Source organism: Ralstonia sp. OTU4908 (assembly GCF_038440115.1).
Taxonomy (GTDB): Bacteria; Pseudomonadota; Gammaproteobacteria; order Burkholderiales; family Burkholderiaceae; genus Ralstonia; species Ralstonia pickettii.
On record NZ_JASATD010000001.1, the window covers coordinates 150,535 to 164,540 of the forward strand.

Annotated in this window: 14 protein-coding genes; 11 read left to right on the top strand and 3 right to left on the bottom strand. The window is 66.3% G+C overall.

Annotated elements, in window-relative coordinates:
- Nucleotides 1-298: 298 nt before the first annotated feature.
- Nucleotides 299-925 (bottom strand): J domain-containing protein, encoded by a 627-nt coding sequence (locus AAHM38_RS00670; protein ID WP_116574963.1) that lies wholly within the window; start codon nt 923-925, stop codon nt 299-301.
- A 103-nt stretch (nt 926-1,028) separates the two neighbouring features.
- On the opposite strand from AAHM38_RS00670, the gene AAHM38_RS00675 reads away from it, so the two are divergent.
- Together AAHM38_RS00675 and AAHM38_RS00680 are read left to right on the top strand one after the other, a co-directional pair.
- Entirely contained in the window at nt 1,029-1,373 is a 345-nt protein-coding gene (locus AAHM38_RS00675) for an ArsR/SmtB family transcription factor (protein WP_116574964.1), read from the top strand.
- Nucleotides 1,363-1,881, top strand: a complete 519-nt coding sequence (locus AAHM38_RS00680; RefSeq protein ID WP_116574965.1) for an SRPBCC family protein — start codon at nt 1,363-1,365, stop codon at nt 1,879-1,881. Before AAHM38_RS00675 ends, AAHM38_RS00680 begins: the two co-directional genes overlap by 11 nt.
- A gap of 70 nt (nt 1,882-1,951) precedes the next feature.
- Here AAHM38_RS00680 and AAHM38_RS00685 read toward each other — a convergent pair whose 3' ends face one another.
- Both AAHM38_RS00685 and AAHM38_RS00690 read right to left on the bottom strand, forming a co-directional pair.
- The gene (locus AAHM38_RS00685) at nt 1,952-2,329 is read right to left on the bottom strand and encodes a cupredoxin domain-containing protein (RefSeq protein ID WP_103518639.1); all 378 of its coding nucleotides are present in this window, start codon (nt 2,327-2,329) and stop codon (nt 1,952-1,954) included.
- 1 nt (nt 2,330) lies between these two features.
- Nucleotides 2,331-3,281, bottom strand: a complete 951-nt coding sequence (locus AAHM38_RS00690; RefSeq protein WP_116574966.1) for a metallophosphoesterase family protein — start codon at nt 3,279-3,281, stop codon at nt 2,331-2,333.
- A gap of 197 nt (nt 3,282-3,478) precedes the next feature.
- Between AAHM38_RS00690 and AAHM38_RS00695 the strand changes: the two genes are divergently transcribed.
- The 9 genes from AAHM38_RS00695 (at nt 3,479) to AAHM38_RS00735 (ending at nt 13,999) form a co-directional block, all read left to right on the top strand.
- Entirely contained in the window at nt 3,479-4,111 is a 633-nt protein-coding gene (locus AAHM38_RS00695; protein ID WP_116574967.1) for an RNA polymerase sigma factor, read from the top strand.
- On the top strand, nt 4,101-4,922 hold the full coding sequence (locus tag AAHM38_RS00700) for an anti-sigma factor family protein (RefSeq protein ID WP_116574968.1): 822 nt from the start codon (nt 4,101-4,103) through the stop codon (nt 4,920-4,922). The genes AAHM38_RS00695 and AAHM38_RS00700 overlap by 11 nt, the downstream gene beginning before the upstream one ends.
- 228 nt (nt 4,923-5,150) lie before the next feature.
- The gene (locus AAHM38_RS00705; protein WP_009240167.1) at nt 5,151-6,827 is read left to right on the top strand and encodes a methyl-accepting chemotaxis protein; all 1,677 of its coding nucleotides are present in this window, start codon (nt 5,151-5,153) and stop codon (nt 6,825-6,827) included.
- 48 nt (nt 6,828-6,875) lie between these two features.
- Nucleotides 6,876-7,340 (top strand): chemotaxis protein CheW, encoded by a 465-nt coding sequence (locus AAHM38_RS00710; RefSeq protein WP_116574969.1) that lies wholly within the window; start codon nt 6,876-6,878, stop codon nt 7,338-7,340.
- A gap of 5 nt (nt 7,341-7,345) precedes the next feature.
- Nucleotides 7,346-8,779 (top strand): CheR family methyltransferase, encoded by a 1,434-nt coding sequence (locus AAHM38_RS00715; RefSeq protein WP_116574970.1) that lies wholly within the window; start codon nt 7,346-7,348, stop codon nt 8,777-8,779.
- Nucleotides 8,760-9,461 carry a chemotaxis protein CheW gene (locus AAHM38_RS00720; RefSeq protein WP_009240164.1) on the top strand — a complete coding sequence of 234 codons (702 nt, stop codon included), beginning with the start codon at nt 8,760-8,762 and terminating at the stop codon, nt 9,459-9,461. Before AAHM38_RS00715 ends, AAHM38_RS00720 begins: the two co-directional genes overlap by 20 nt.
- Nucleotides 9,458-11,821 carry a hybrid sensor histidine kinase/response regulator gene (locus AAHM38_RS00725; protein ID WP_116574971.1) on the top strand — a complete coding sequence of 788 codons (2,364 nt, stop codon included), beginning with the start codon at nt 9,458-9,460 and terminating at the stop codon, nt 11,819-11,821. The genes AAHM38_RS00720 and AAHM38_RS00725 overlap by 4 nt, the downstream gene beginning before the upstream one ends.
- Nucleotides 11,818-12,825, top strand: coding sequence for a chemotaxis response regulator protein-glutamate methylesterase (gene cheB, locus AAHM38_RS00730; protein ID WP_116574972.1), 1,008 nt, complete (start codon nt 11,818-11,820; stop codon nt 12,823-12,825). Before AAHM38_RS00725 ends, cheB begins: the two co-directional genes overlap by 4 nt.
- A gap of 49 nt (nt 12,826-12,874) precedes the next feature.
- Nucleotides 12,875-13,999, top strand: coding sequence for a diguanylate cyclase domain-containing protein (locus tag AAHM38_RS00735; RefSeq protein WP_116574973.1), 1,125 nt, complete (start codon nt 12,875-12,877; stop codon nt 13,997-13,999).
- Nucleotides 14,000-14,006: the final 7 nt, after the last annotated feature.

The window sequence follows — 14,006 nt, forward strand, 5'->3', positions numbered from 1 at the left end:
ACAGACAGAATGCGGATAGTTGGGCATGACGACGAATAAGCTGATTAACCGCAACAGACGCAATCTGCTCATCGGCAGTCCACATGAATCCTTTAATGCTCACAAGGCGTGCGCGTTTGTTTCACACCTGGTTCACGCCTCAATGAACTCGGCACGACGACACACGGCAGTTTGCAAACGTTTGGCTTATGACGAAGGTGTTGGCAGGCTCATGCTGCACGACGTTGGTGCTCCTGCCCGCAGCGCGAGTCGGACTTGTATCCGATGATCCGCAGTCAGAGGGCCGGCTAGCCGGTTCCTAGGGGCGCAAACCAAACAACCCCTGCCAGAACGACTCGAACGCACGCCGCGGCACTGCAGATTCGTCGATGTGGGAGGCCGCGTCTTCGGGTGCGGGCCCTGGCTGCGCGTCGGTCATCTCCGTTGCAGGCTTGGGGGAGCGTCGTGCTTCCTGAAAAGCCCACACGCTGTCAGCGATGCGCGCGGCGAGTTCGGCATCGCAATCCCTGCCGAGCAGCACGCCGAACAGGACGTCGCGATTGTGGCCGGCGTCGGCAAAGCGCATCGCGATCGCCACCATCTTTTCGTAATGCTCCTGCGCGAGGCGTTCGCGCTCGCGTTGCGCTGCGCGCTCCTCTGCTTCCTGTGCATCGCGCTCCGCTTGCCAGCGCTGCATTTCCTGTGCGAATACCTCGTCGTAGACACGGCGCTGTTCAGCGTCGGAGAGGATCGCGTAGGCTTCGCGAATTTCCTGGAACGCCGCATAGGCCTCGGCTTCCCGGCCGGGGTTGCGATCGGGGTGCCACTTCATTGCGGCGCGGCGGTAAGCGCGCTTGATTTCGTCCAGGGTGGCGTCCGGCTGCACGCCGAGGGTCGCGTAGATGGTCGTCATGTGCGGTGTGGCGGCTGCCGGGGGAAAGGTCATCCTAGCATGGGTACGTGTGCATGCTGACCGGCCGCCCACCTGTGTCACCACACGCTGTCGAACCTTGTTGCATCAACGCATTCTCGCGTATATAGTTAGCCAAATGGATAACAATGGAATTGCGCTAGACGCGGTATTTCACGCGCTTTCGGACCCAACGCGCAGGGCGGTCATTCAACGGCTCGGTGAAGGGCCCGCGTCGGTAAGTGAACTGGCGGAACCATTCGACATGGCGCTGCCGTCCTTCATGAAGCACATGCGGGTGCTGGAAGACGTCGGGCTGGTCCGCTCGGAGAAGAGCGGACGAATCCGGACGTGCACGCTCGAGCGCAAGAAGCTGGCCGCAGCCGAGCGCTGGTTTGAGAAGCAGCACGCGATCTGGGCGAGCAGGTACCGCAATCTGGACAAGCTCTTAGAGAAACTCCAAGGAGAAGGCAATGAAGGCTGATCTTCGGTTTGATTTCCTCGTCGACATGCAAAAGAGCAGCCTCACCGTGAGGCGAGAGTTCGCGGCAAAGCGCCAGCTGGTGTGGGATTGCCATACGAAGCGCGAACTGCTCGATCAGTGGTTTGCGCCCAAGCCGCTCACCACCAAGACCAAGCATATGGAATTCAAGGAAGGCGGCTACTGGCTCTACGCCATGGTCACCCCCGATGGAGAGTCTTTCTGGAGCCGCCTGGACTATCAGAAGATCAACCCGATCGACGGCTATGCGGCGCTCGATGCTTTTTCTGATGAAGCCGGCGCCGTGAATCCGGATATGCCCCGCGCCCGCTGGGATGTCACTTTTACCGATGCGAAGGAACGCACTCTCGTCACGACTGTGGTGTTGTACAACTCGCCGGAAGACGTGCAGAAGGTCATCGACATGGGGATGAAAGACGGCATGACCTCCACCATGGAGCGGCTCGACGAATTGCTGCTGGCCCTGGCCGAGCGGGACGCGCTGGCTTAAGACCGCGTTTGCAGACGAGAGCGCCCCGGACAGGTCGGGGCGTTTTGCGTTGGGTGTGCAACGGTGTGCTTCAGGTGACGGTCAACGTTCCATTCATCGTCTCGTGGCCGGAGCCGCAGAAGATGTCGCACAGGAAATCAAACGTGCCGGTCTTGTCGGGCGTGAGCGCCAGCCGTACGGTCTGCCCCGGCACCACGTCGGCGCGCACGTTGAAATCCGGAATCGAAAAGCCCATCAGGATGTCCTGTCCGGTCAGCTCGAGCACCACGGGCACGCCGCGTTTGAGCGTGATCTTGTCGGGCGTGAACGTGAACTTGCGCGCATGCACGCGGATGACCGTCGGGCCCTCGCCGTGAGCGACGCAGGCGAGGGCCGCGCCTGCCGCAAGCACGGTCATCTGACGCAGCGCCAGCCGGCGCTTGGGGTTGTGTGCGATCAAGGCGCGCATGTCAGGTCGTCTCCGGGGTCTTGGGGGCAGTGGCTTCGCTGTTTGGTTGGATCGGCTGCTCGGCCAGCGCCCAGGTGGCGGCGTCCTGCTTGCCGTGCTCGGTGATGCTGCGCCAGCCCAGGCCGCGATACGGCGCGGCAGCATCCCACGGGATCGGGTTGCGTTTGGCCTGCGAGCCCGGCGCTGGCAGCGGGAACATCAGCGAGCGCGCCGAGTGGTGCGCGATATGCCCGGTCATGTGGTGATGTTCCTGATGGATGTGGCCATAGAACACCGTCACGTTAGGATGCGGCATCAGCAAGTCGATGACCTGCTGGCCATCGCGCGTGGCCCAGTCCCATTGCGGGTACAGATCGAACAGCGGTCGATGCGTGAACACGACGATGGGCGTGTGCTTCGGCACGGAGCGCACATCTGCCGCCAGCCACGCGAGTTGCGCATCGCCCACGCGCGCGGACGGGTCCGACACGTTGTCGATGGCGATGAAGTGCACGCCCTTGTGATCGAACGCGTAGTGCGTGCGGCCGAAGAGTTCGATATACGCCTCGCCGTTGTCGAGCGAGGCATCGTGTTCGCCGGGCATGTAGTGCACTACCGGCACCTCGATCTTGGCGGCAATGTCGCGAAACTCGGCCAGGCGCCTGCGGCGCTCGGCAGGGTCGTCGCTGATGTGGCTCAGGTCGCCGGTAAAGATGACAAAGTCCGGCGCGGGCGATAGCGCATTCACCGCCGCAATCGCCTTGGGCAGCGTTCCCTGCGAATCCGGATTGGGCGCGCCCTTGAAGCCCCAGTGGGTGTCGGATAACTGCACGAAGTAGAAATCGTCTGGCTTGGCGCCGACGGCGCGCGTGGTGGCCGCCATTGCCTGCCAGCCGGGCAGGCCGGATGCGTACACCAGACCGCCGACCGCGGCCAGTTGCAGGAACTGGCGTCGTCCGGGTTGCTTGCTCATGAGGGTCCCCTGCAATCGATGACTGAGTTGAGTGGCCGTCCAGCGCGAGGGCAAAGAAGGACGCGCCGGTCCTGCCTGTCATACCGGCCGGGGCGCTCGCGTATTCCACGAGATTCGCGTTTTCACAAAATTATTTTGGCGCGGGAATAAACTGGATTGCACACAGGTATACGGAGGTCCACCGCCTCCAGGCCGCCATGCACGACCTGCCAGACCCCGCGTTCGATCTGCCCACCGACGCGCAGCGCTTTGCGCAGGCGGTGTTGCCGCATGTCGACGCCGCCTACAACCTGGCACGCTGGCTCTCGGGCGACGCGCAAGACGCCGACGACATCGTTCAGGAAGCCTGCCTGCGCGCGTTCCGGCTGTTCGGCGGGTTTCGCGGCGGCGATGGCCGTCCGTGGCTGCTCGCCATCGTGCGCAACACGTGGTTCTCGGAATGCGCGCGCCGCAAGCAGGCCCCGGCCCAGCCATGGGATGACGATGCGGCAGGCCAGGCGAATGACGACAGCGCCAGCTACGGTGTCGACCCCGCCGCGCTGCTCGCCCGCATCGACGATGTGCGCCGCGTGCATGCCGCGCTGGCGCAGTTACCCGTGCCGTATCGCGAGGTGCTCGTGCTGCGCGAGCTGGAAGACCTGCCGTACCGCGACATTGCCGCCGTGGTCGACGTGCCCATCGGCACGGTCATGTCGCGCCTGGCACGTGCGCGGCAGCAGCTTGCACGTTTATTGACGGAAGACAACGCGCCACCGCGCACCAATGTGACACCCATCCGGGCATCGGGTGGTATGGGAAACAGCACCAAGGAGGCCCGCCATGAACTGTGACGACATCCGCGCGCTGCTGGCTGCCCGCGCCGATGGCGAACTCGGTGCGGCCGACAGCCTGCGCATGGAAACGCATCTGGGCACGTGTGCCGTCTGCGCCGACATCGCAGTGCGCCACGATGGCGTGGTGCGCGCGCTGCGCCAGGGGCTGCGTGCGCCGGGGCTGTACATGAAGGCGCCGGCGGGTTTGAGCGAGCGGGTGTTGGGTGCCGTGCAGACGGAGGCCGGCGTGCTGCCGGATTCGATTTCGGCTGCCACGCACGCGCTGCGCCAGGCGCAATCGCCATGGCAGCGGCTTATGAATTGGCTGATCACGCCATCGCGTGGCCTCGGTCTGGCAGCGGGCGCGCTGGCGGCGGTGGCGCTTGGGGTGGGCGCGTTCGTGGGGCGGCCCGATACGGCGGCGCTCACCGCGCACGACATCACGGCCAGCCATGTGCGCGCGCTGCTGGGGGCGCGGGAGACTGACGTCCTGTCATCGGATCGTCATACGGTCAAGCCGTGGTTCAACGGCCGTATCGACTACGCGCCGCCCGTTGCCGACCTTGCCGCGCGCGGTTTCCCGCTGGTCGGCGGTCGGTTGGATTACATCGACGGGCGTCCGGTTGCGGTGCTGGTCTACCGCTCGTCGCAGCATCCTGTCGATTTGTACGTACGCCCCGAGGCAGGCAGCGACACCGAGCCGGCGGTGCGTACCGAACGCGGCTACCAGCTTGTCGTCTGGCGCAACGCCGGCATGGGCTACTGGGCCATCACCGATGCGTCTGCGGACGTGGCGCAAGCGTTTGCGCGGGCCCTGCGCGGCGGTTGAGGCTGGGCACCGGGCGGCTTTTGTGTGCGTGCGGGTGCTCCACGGGCCACGCTTTGATGTTGACCAGGCACGGGCTTACCCTCGTACTGGCGCCAAATCACGAAGGTTTCGGTTCCGGTGACCGATACGTTCCTTTACCATTCCAAACAGTGCTGTGTGGCGGCTGTGCGCCGCTCGCACGGCCTCTTCGCCGCTGTCTTCTTTTTTGGCTTCTTGTAGGTTTCAAACATGGTCTCTGCGACGCCCCGCATCAGCAACGCAACCCTGTCAGGCATGCTTCGCGGCGGCCGCTTCTCCCTTGGCAACCGGATCGTCCTCAGCTTCGGCGTGCTGTTCGTGCTGATGGTGATCATGGCGGTCGTTTCCTACAACCGCCTGCGCGCCATCGACCAGGAAGCCCTGAGCCTCGAGCGCGATTCCGTGCCAGGGCTGTATCTGTCGACCTCGCTGCGGGCGACCACGCGCAACAGCCACGCGACCCTTGAGCGCGCGCTGTTTGTGGATGTCGACCCCGAGCTTGCCAATCGGGATTTGGAGCGCGCCGCACAGCTCGTGCGTGATCTCGACAAGCATTCGGCCGACTACGAAAGCACCATCTACCGCGACGACGACCGCCAGCGCTTCCGCGCCTATCGCGCAGTCGTCGACAAGTACCTGCCCATGTTCAACGAGGCCATGCAGCTCGCCCGTACGTCCAAGCCGGCAGCACAGGCCATCGCCCGGCGCGCCGTGCCGGTCTGGGAAGAGGCCACGGCGCTGGCCGACAAGCTGGTCGCCGACAACCGGGCGGTAGCCGACGAGTCGGCCCGCCAGATTCGTGCGTCTGTTCAAAGCACCGAGATCACGCTGGCCGTGGCGCTGGGCGTGGTGCTGCTGGCCGCACTGGTGTTGGGCTATGCGTTGTTCAAGGCGATCACGGTGCCGATGGCGCGGGTGGTGGATGCGCACGACGACATGCGCACCGGTAACCTGGCGGGCCGGCTGGACCTGCGCCGCAACGATGAATTCGGCACGCTGGAAGAAGGGTTCAACCGCATGGCCGAAGAGCTGGCGAGCCTGGTCTCGCAGGCGCAGAAGTCGTCCCTTCAGGTGACGACGTCCGTGGCCGAGATTGCCGCCACCTCCAAGGAGCAGCAGGCCACCGCTGCCGAGACGGCCGCCACCACCACCGAGATTGGCGCAACGTCGCGCGAGATCTTTGCCACCTCCCGCGACCTGCTGCGCACGATGAACGAAGTGTCGAGCGTGGCGGAGCAATCTGCCACCCTGGCCGGCGCCAGCCAAAGCGGCCTGAACCGGATGGAAGACACCATGCGCGGCGTGATGGAAGCCGCAGGTTCGGTCAACGCCAAGCTGGCGATCCTCAACGAGAAGGCGACCAACATCAACCAGGTGGTCTCCACCATCACCAAGGTGGCTGACCAGACCAACCTGCTGTCGCTCAACGCAGCCATCGAGGCGGAGAAAGCCGGCGAGTACGGCCGCGGCTTTGCGGTGGTCGCCACGGAAATCCGCCGGCTGGCCGATCAGACGGCGGTGGCCACCTACGACATCGAGCAGACGGTCAAGGAAATCCAATCAGCCGTGTCGGCCGGCGTGATGGGCATGGACAAGTTCTCGGAAGAGGTGCGACGCGGCATGCGCGATGTGCAGCAGGTCGGCACGCAGCTCTCGCAGATCATTACAGAAGTGCAAACGCTGGCGCCGCGCTTCCAGATGGTGAACGAGGGCATGCAGACGCAGGCCACCGGCGCCGAGCAGATCACGCAGGCGCTGTCGCAGTTGTCGGAAGCCGCACAGCAGACGGCGGAATCGCTGCGCCAGTCGTCGCAGGCGATTGATGACCTGACGCTGGTGGCCAACCAGCTTCGTACCGGCGTGTCGCGCTTCAAGATCGAAGCCTGATCTGCAGCGCATCCGCATTGAGGTGTTTTTGCCGTAGCGAGAATCGCCATGCTTTACCTCCTGTTCCAACTCGATGGCGACCGCTATGCGCTGAACGTGGCGCAGATTGCTGAAGTGCTGCCGCTGGCTGCCACCAAGTCGATTCCGGGTACGCCAGCGTGGGTGGCCGGCGTGATCGAACGGCATGGCGCTCCGGTGCCGGTGATCGACGTGCCCCAGCTTGCCCTGGGCCGTCCGGCGCGGCCGCTGCGCTCCACGCGTCTGGTGCTGGTGCGCTATGAAGCCGGCATCCGCGGTGACGACGCGCCACTGCTGGGCCTGTTGCTGGAGCACGCCACGCACACCCGACGTATCGACGATGCCAGCTTTGCCGGCAGCGGTGTCGCCACGCCCGATGCCCGCTGGCTGGGCCCCGTGGCCAGCCTGGACGACGGTCTCGTTCAGCGCGTGGATACCGAGGCGATGCTGGACGCGCACGTGCGTGCGCTGCTGTTTCCGGCAGCCGTTCGCTGAGCATCATGGTGGCCGTCGACCCCCGCTTTGAAGCCTGGCTCTCGCATGAGACCGGCATTGACGCGCCGTCGCTCGGCACGAACACCCTGGAGCGCGCTGTGCTGGACCGCACGCGTGCAATGCTCGCCGCGCGCGGCATGCGCGACACGGTGGACGCGGCGGCGCTCGACGCGTACTGGCTGCGCCTGAACACCGCGCCCGACGAACGGCAGGCCCTGATCGAGGCGTTGGTGGTGCCCGAAACGTGGTTCTTCCGAGACCGGGAGGCTTTCGTCACGCTTGCCCGTGTGGTGGGCGAAAAACTCGCGCGCGAGCCGATGCGCGTACTGCGCATCCTGAGTGCGCCGTGCTCGACCGGCGAAGAGCCGTATTCCGCGGCAATGGCCTTGCTCGATGCCGGCATCGACCCCGCACGCTTCACCATCGACGCCATCGACATCAGCGCACGCGCCATTGAACAGGCACGGCGTGCGATTTACGGGCGCAATGCGTTCCGAGGCCATCCGCTCACCTTCCGCGACCGGCATTTCACCGGCGCCGACGGCAGCTGGCAGTTGAGTGACACCGTGCGCGGGCTGGTGCGCTTCGCGCAAGGCAACCTATCGGACGCGCCGGCCGATGACACGCGCTACGACTTCATCTTCTGCCGCAACGTGCTGATCTACTTCCACCGCGATGCACAGGACCAGGCGATCCGCCGGCTCGATTCGCAACTGGCGGAAGACGGCATGATCTTCGTCGGCCCCGCTGAAACCGGCCTGATGATGCGTCACGCCATGACGTCAGCGCGGATTCCGTTGGCGTTTGCGTTTCAACGCACGGCCGCCAGTGAAACAGGTGTTCGGGCGCCGTTGCCGTTTCGATTGCCACTGCCGCCCGAGCATCCGGCTTCGGTGGTGGGATTGCCCGGCGTGGCGTTGCCGTCGGTGCCGGTGCGTGCCGTGGCGGCGCGCGTGCCTGCCGCATCCCGACCCAGCCCGACGTCTAGCTTCGCGGCAGGCCCGGTGGCACGCCCGTTGCTGCCTACCATTCCCGAGATTGAGGCCGTGCTCGGTGAGCCGCCCACGGTGGCACAAGCGCGGCGGTTGGCCGACGCCGGCAATCTTGACGAAGCCGAGCGCGTGGCGCTGGAGATCGCCAACCTGCGCGCGCCCGAAGCCGATACGTTTTACCTGCTCGGCCTGATTGCCGATGCGCGCGGTCGCCATGCCGATGCTGGCGATTTCTACCGCAAGGCGCTGTACCTGGAACCTGCCCACTACGAAGCGCTGACCCACCTTGCCGCGCTGCTCGACGTGGCGGGCGATACCGTCGCTGCACGCCAGCTGATGCTGCGTGCGGAGCGCGCGCTGGCGCGTCAGGCCAAGACACCTTCCGCATCATCCGAATCCGAAACACCGGAGCACACACGAGGAACGCATGGCGCACGCCGTCCATGACCACGCGGGCGTCACCACGCTCGTTGATGACTGCTGGAACCGCATCGGCACGCGCGGCGATCAATCCTGCCCGCGCCTGGCCACGTATTCGCGCTGCCTGAATTGCCCCGTCTTCGAAGAGGGGGCGGCTGCGCTGCTCGATCGCGCGCTGAGCGATGCCGATCTGGAAGCCGCCGCGCAGGCGCATCGCACGGCCGTGCCGCTGCGGGCGCTGGAGCACGCCAGTGCGGAGCTGGCCGTGCTCGTTTTCCGCATCGCCGACGAATGGCTCGCGCTGCCGGCCGCCGCGCTTCGGCAGATCGATACGCCGCGCGCCATCCACACCTTGCCGCATCGGCGTAACCGGGTGGTGCTGGGGCTGGTCAACATTCGCGGGGCGCTGACGGTGGCGGTGTCGCTGGGCGAGCTGCTCGGCCTGGACCGCACGGGCAGCAAGTACGCGGGGCGCAATGGCTATGCGCGGCTGCTCGTGGCAGCGCACCACGATGAACCTGCCGTTTTTCCCGTGGACGAGGTGGAGGGCGTGCTGCGCTTTCCGGCCACTGCGCTGCTGCCGGTGCCGTCCACGCTCACGCACGCCACCACGGCACACGCGCGCGGCGTGCTGGCGTGGCGCGATGTCACCATTGGTCTGCTCGACACCGATCGCGTGTTCGACTCGATTGCCCGGAGCCTGCGATGAGCATGGATGACGATCTGGGCCGCCAATCGCTGCTGGCGCTGTTTCATGAAGAGGCGCAGACGCAGGCGCGCGTGCTCTCCACCGGCCTGCTGACGCTGGAGCGTGCCCCTGCCGATGCCGCGGCGTTGGAAGCCTGCATGCGTGCCGCGCATTCACTCAAGGGTGCCGCGCGCATCGTTGGCCTGCAGGACGGTGTGGACGTTGCGCACCGCATGGAGGAGTGGTTCGTGGCAGCACAGCGCGCCACGCTCGTGCTGACCGCCGCGCATGTCGATGTGTTGTTGCGCGGCACGGATCTGTTGCTGCGCGTCGGTCAACCCGGCACCGCCGGGCAGGTTCCGCGCGCCGAAGTGGATGCCGTGCTAGCCGCATTCTCCGCGCCCGAGGGCGCTGCGGCTGCGCTTGCGCCTGCGGCTACAACGTTTGCCGACGCTGAACCGGCCGCCGAGGACGCCAAGATGAAAGCCGCGATGGCGCTGCTGAACGCCGAAGTGGCGGCCTTGTCAGCTCCCCCGGCACCACCGGCGTCACCGGCGTCACCGGCACGAGCGCCCGAGCCGTCGGCACCCGCACCGAACCGTGCGCCCATCGGCACCATGCGCGACCCGCACCGCATGCTGCGTGTGCGTGCCGACAACCTCGACCGCCTGCTCAGCCTGTCGGGCGAATCGCTGGTGGAATCCCGCTGGCTCAAGCCGTTCGGTGAATCCATGCTGCGCGTCAAACGCAGCCACCGTGCCGCCGCGCTGGCGCTGGACGCGCTCTACGAGACGCTGGTCGAACGGCTCGACCGCCATGCGGACGCCGACATGCATGCCGCACTTAACGACGTGCGTCAGATGTTCGGCAACATGCAGCAGACGTTGGGTGAGCACATCGACGATCTTGATCGCTTCGACCGGCGCAGCACGCACCTTGCGCAGCAGTTGTACGACGAGGCGCTGCAATGCCGCATGCGTCCCTTCGGGGATGCCACGCACGCCTATCCGCGCGTGGTGCGCGACCTGGCCCGCTCGTTGGGCAAGCGGGTGCGCTTCAACGTCGTCGGCGAGGCCACGCAGGTTGACCGCGACATTCTCGACATGCTCGATGCCCCGCTGGGCCACCTGCTGCGCAACGCCGTTGACCACGGCGTGGAAACGCCGCAAGCCCGTGAAGCCCAGGGCAAGCCGGCAGAGGCCTCCATTACGCTGGAGGCGCGCCACAGCGCCGGCAAGCTGCTGATTACCGTGGCGGACGATGGCGCCGGCATCGACCTGGAAGCGGTGCGCGCGGCCGTGGTGCGGCGGGGGTTGTCCGACGCGGACACCGCCAGCCGCCTGTCGGACCACGAGTTGCTCGACTTCCTGCTGTTGCCGGGCTTCTCGATGCGTGAGCAGGTGACGGATGTGTCCGGCCGCGGCGTCGGGCTCGATGCCGTGCACGAGATGGTCAAGGCAGTGCGCGGCACGGTTCGCATCCACAACGAGCCGGGGCGCGGTACGCGCTTCATGCTGCAGTTGCCGCTCACGCTGTCCGTCATCCGCAGCCTGCTGGTGGACGTGGGCGGCGAGGCCTACGCGTTTCCGCTGGCCTATGTGCGGCGCACGCTGGAGCAGGCCCGCGCCGAGATCGACATGCTGGAAGGGCAGCAGCATTTCAGTTTCGAAGGCCGTCCCGTGGGTTTGGTGACGGCGCATCAGTTGCTCGGCACGCAGCCGCCCGGCGAAGCGCGTGACAGCGTGCCGGTGGTGGTCATTGGCGAAGGCGCCGAAACCTACGGCATCGCCGTCGATCGCTTTCTGGGTGAACGCATGCTGGTGGTGCAGCCGCTCGACGCGCGGCTTGGCAAGGTGCGCGACATCGCCGCCGGTGCATTGATGGAGAACGGCGACGCGGTGCTGATCGTCGATGTGGACGACCTGCTGCGTTCGGTCGACAAGCTCGTGCGCGGCGGCCAGCTCGACAAGGTCCAGCGCGCGCAGGGCGTGGCCGTGCAGCAGCGCAAGCACGTGCTGGTGGTGGACGATTCGCTGACGGTGCGCGAGCTGGAGCGCAAGCTGCTGGAAAAGCGTGGCTATGCCGTCACCGTGGCGGTGGACGGCATGGACGGCTGGAACGCCTTGCGCGGCGCCGACTTCGACCTCGTCGTCACCGACATCGACATGCCGCGCATGGACGGCATCGAGCTGGTCACGCTCATCAAGCGCGACGCTGCGCTCAAGGCGCTGCCGGTGATGGTGGTGTCGTACAAGGACCGCGAGGAAGATCGCCGCCGCGGCCTGGATGCCGGCGCGGACTACTACCTTGCAAAGGGCAGTTTCCACGATGAAGCACTGCTCGACGCAGTGCGCGACCTGATTGGAGAAGCGCGGACATGAATATCGGCATCGTCAACGATATGCCGCTGGCGGTGGAAGCCATGCGCCGCACCATCGCGCGCAGGCCGGAGCACCGCGTGCTGTGGGTGGCGACCGACGGGGCGCAGGCGGTGGAATTCTGCGCCGCGCAACCGCCTGACGTGGTGCTGATGGATCTGATCATGCCGCGCTTTGACGGTGTTGAAGCCACCCGCCGCATCATGGCGTCGCGCAACCCGTGCGCGATCCTGGTGGTGACCAGCAGCGTGGGGGCCAACGCGTGGCGCGTGTACGAGGCAATGGGCGCCGGCGCGCTGGACGCGGTGGATACGCCCACGCTGGGCGGCGGCCCGGATGCCGATGCCAACCACCCGTTGCTTACCAAGATCGACCAGATCGGCCGCTTGCTGGAAAAGCCTGTTGCGCCAAGGCCGCGTGTCGGCACGCCAGGGCGTGACTGCGTGGTGCCGCTGGTGGCGATCGGCGCCTCTGCGGGCGGCCCCACCGCGCTCGCGACCGTGCTGGGCAAACTGCCGGCCGAGTTTGCGGCGGGCATTGCCGTGATCCAGCACGTTGACCAGGCCTTCGCAGCGGGGATGGCCGAATGGCTGAACGGCCAGACCGCGCTCACGGTGCGCGTGGCCGCGGAAGGTGACCGGCCGCGCGCAGGCGAGGTGCTGCTCGCCGCCACCAACGACCACATGCATGTGCTGCCCGGCGGCACCTTCGGCTACACGCCGGAGCCGGCCGGCACGCCTTATCGGCCGTCGGTGGACGTGTTCTTCCACAGCGTGGTCGAGCACTGGCGGGGCAGCGCCATCGGCGTGCTGCTCACGGGCATGGGCCGCGACGGCGCCATCGGCCTCAAGGCCATGCGCGCCAAGGGTTATCACACCATCGCGCAGGACGCGGCGACCAGCGCGGTGTACGGCATGCCCAAGGCGGCGGCCGCGCTGGATGCGGCGCGCGTCATCCTGCCGCTTGGCCGCATCGCCGACGAACTCATCACGCTCGTGCGCGCATGAAGCACGCACGGGCCATCACACACACATAACCAGAAACGGGGAGCATCACATGACCAACCACCCAACCGAGATGCCGGATGATCCGGACGGTCCGGACGGCCCGGACGAAACCAAGCCCATCCCTGCAGCGGACGCCGCGCTGGAAGCCGCACGCGCGCTGCTGCGTACGCCGGCCGCCGCCGATGTTCCGGTGATGGTGCTGCTGGTGGACGATCAGGCCATCGTGGCCGAGGCGATTCGTCAGGCCCTGGCCGGTGAAGACCGCATCGATTTCCACTACTGTGCGCGCTCGGACGAGGCGATGATCGCCGCCATCCAGACCCGCCCCACCGTCATCCTGCAAGACTTGGTGATGCCGGGCACCGACGGCCTGACGCTGGTGCGCGACTACCGTGCCAATCCGGTGCTGCGCGATGTGCCCATCATCGTGCTGTCCACCAAGGAAGAGCCGGTCATCAAGAGCGCGGCGTTTGCCGCCGGTGCCAACGACTACCTCGTCAAGCTGCCCGACCGCATCGAACTGCTGGCACGTATCCGCTATCACTCGCGCTCGTTCGTCAACCTGCTGCAGCGCGACGAGGCCTACCGCGCGTTGCGCCAGTCGCAGCAGCAGTTGCTCGAAGCCAATCTCGAGCTGCGCCGCCTGACGAATTCCGATGGCCTGACGGGGCTGGCCAACCGCCGCTACCTCGACGAATACCTGAGCGCGGAATGGCGGCGCGGCGCACGCGAAGGCACGACGCTCTCGTTTCTGATGATCGATGTCGACAACTTCAAGCTCTATAACGACACGTATGGCCACGTGGCGGGAGACGAGGCGCTCAAACGCATCGGCAGCACGGTGGAAGCATGCCTGGGCCGACCCGGAGATCTGGCGGCGCGTTTCGGCGGCGAGGAATTTGCCGTTGTGCTGCCCGGCAACAGCGCCGAGGGCTTGAAGCAACTGGCCGAAAAAATCCGCAGCGCGATCGAGGCCTTGCAGGTGCCGCACATGCATTCGTCCACGGGCGGGTACGTGACGGTCAGTATCGGCGGCGCGGTGGTGACGCCGATGCACGACGTTCCGACCACCACGCTGATCGAAGCCGCAGACCTGGCGCTGTATCAGGCCAAGCACGAAGGCAAGAACCGCGCGGTGATTGGCGAAGGCGCAGGTGCGGCGCGCGGTCTCTAGGGGTGGT

Excerpts from the sequence above, each read along its gene's own strand:
- AAHM38_RS00670 (WP_116574963.1), bottom strand. The coding sequence starts at position 925 with ATGACCTTTCCCCCGGCAGCCGCCACACCGCACATGACGACCATCTAC.
- AAHM38_RS00675 (WP_116574964.1), top strand. The coding sequence starts at position 1,029 with ATGGATAACAATGGAATTGCGCTAGACGCGGTATTTCACGCGCTTTCG.
- AAHM38_RS00680 (WP_116574965.1), top strand. The coding sequence starts at position 1,363 with ATGAAGGCTGATCTTCGGTTTGATTTCCTCGTCGACATGCAAAAGAGC.
- AAHM38_RS00685 (WP_103518639.1), bottom strand. The coding sequence starts at position 2,329 with ATGCGCGCCTTGATCGCACACAACCCCAAGCGCCGGCTGGCGCTGCGT.
- AAHM38_RS00690 (WP_116574966.1), bottom strand. The coding sequence starts at position 3,281 with ATGAGCAAGCAACCCGGACGACGCCAGTTCCTGCAACTGGCCGCGGTC.
- AAHM38_RS00695 (WP_116574967.1), top strand. The coding sequence starts at position 3,479 with ATGCACGACCTGCCAGACCCCGCGTTCGATCTGCCCACCGACGCGCAG.
- AAHM38_RS00700 (WP_116574968.1), top strand. The coding sequence starts at position 4,101 with ATGAACTGTGACGACATCCGCGCGCTGCTGGCTGCCCGCGCCGATGGC.
- AAHM38_RS00705 (WP_009240167.1), top strand. The coding sequence starts at position 5,151 with ATGGTCTCTGCGACGCCCCGCATCAGCAACGCAACCCTGTCAGGCATG.
- AAHM38_RS00710 (WP_116574969.1), top strand. The coding sequence starts at position 6,876 with ATGCTTTACCTCCTGTTCCAACTCGATGGCGACCGCTATGCGCTGAAC.
- AAHM38_RS00715 (WP_116574970.1), top strand. The coding sequence starts at position 7,346 with ATGGTGGCCGTCGACCCCCGCTTTGAAGCCTGGCTCTCGCATGAGACC.
- AAHM38_RS00720 (WP_009240164.1), top strand. The coding sequence starts at position 8,760 with ATGGCGCACGCCGTCCATGACCACGCGGGCGTCACCACGCTCGTTGAT.
- AAHM38_RS00725 (WP_116574971.1), top strand. The coding sequence starts at position 9,458 with ATGAGCATGGATGACGATCTGGGCCGCCAATCGCTGCTGGCGCTGTTT.
- cheB (WP_116574972.1), top strand. The coding sequence starts at position 11,818 with ATGAATATCGGCATCGTCAACGATATGCCGCTGGCGGTGGAAGCCATG.
- AAHM38_RS00735 (WP_116574973.1), top strand. The coding sequence starts at position 12,875 with ATGACCAACCACCCAACCGAGATGCCGGATGATCCGGACGGTCCGGAC.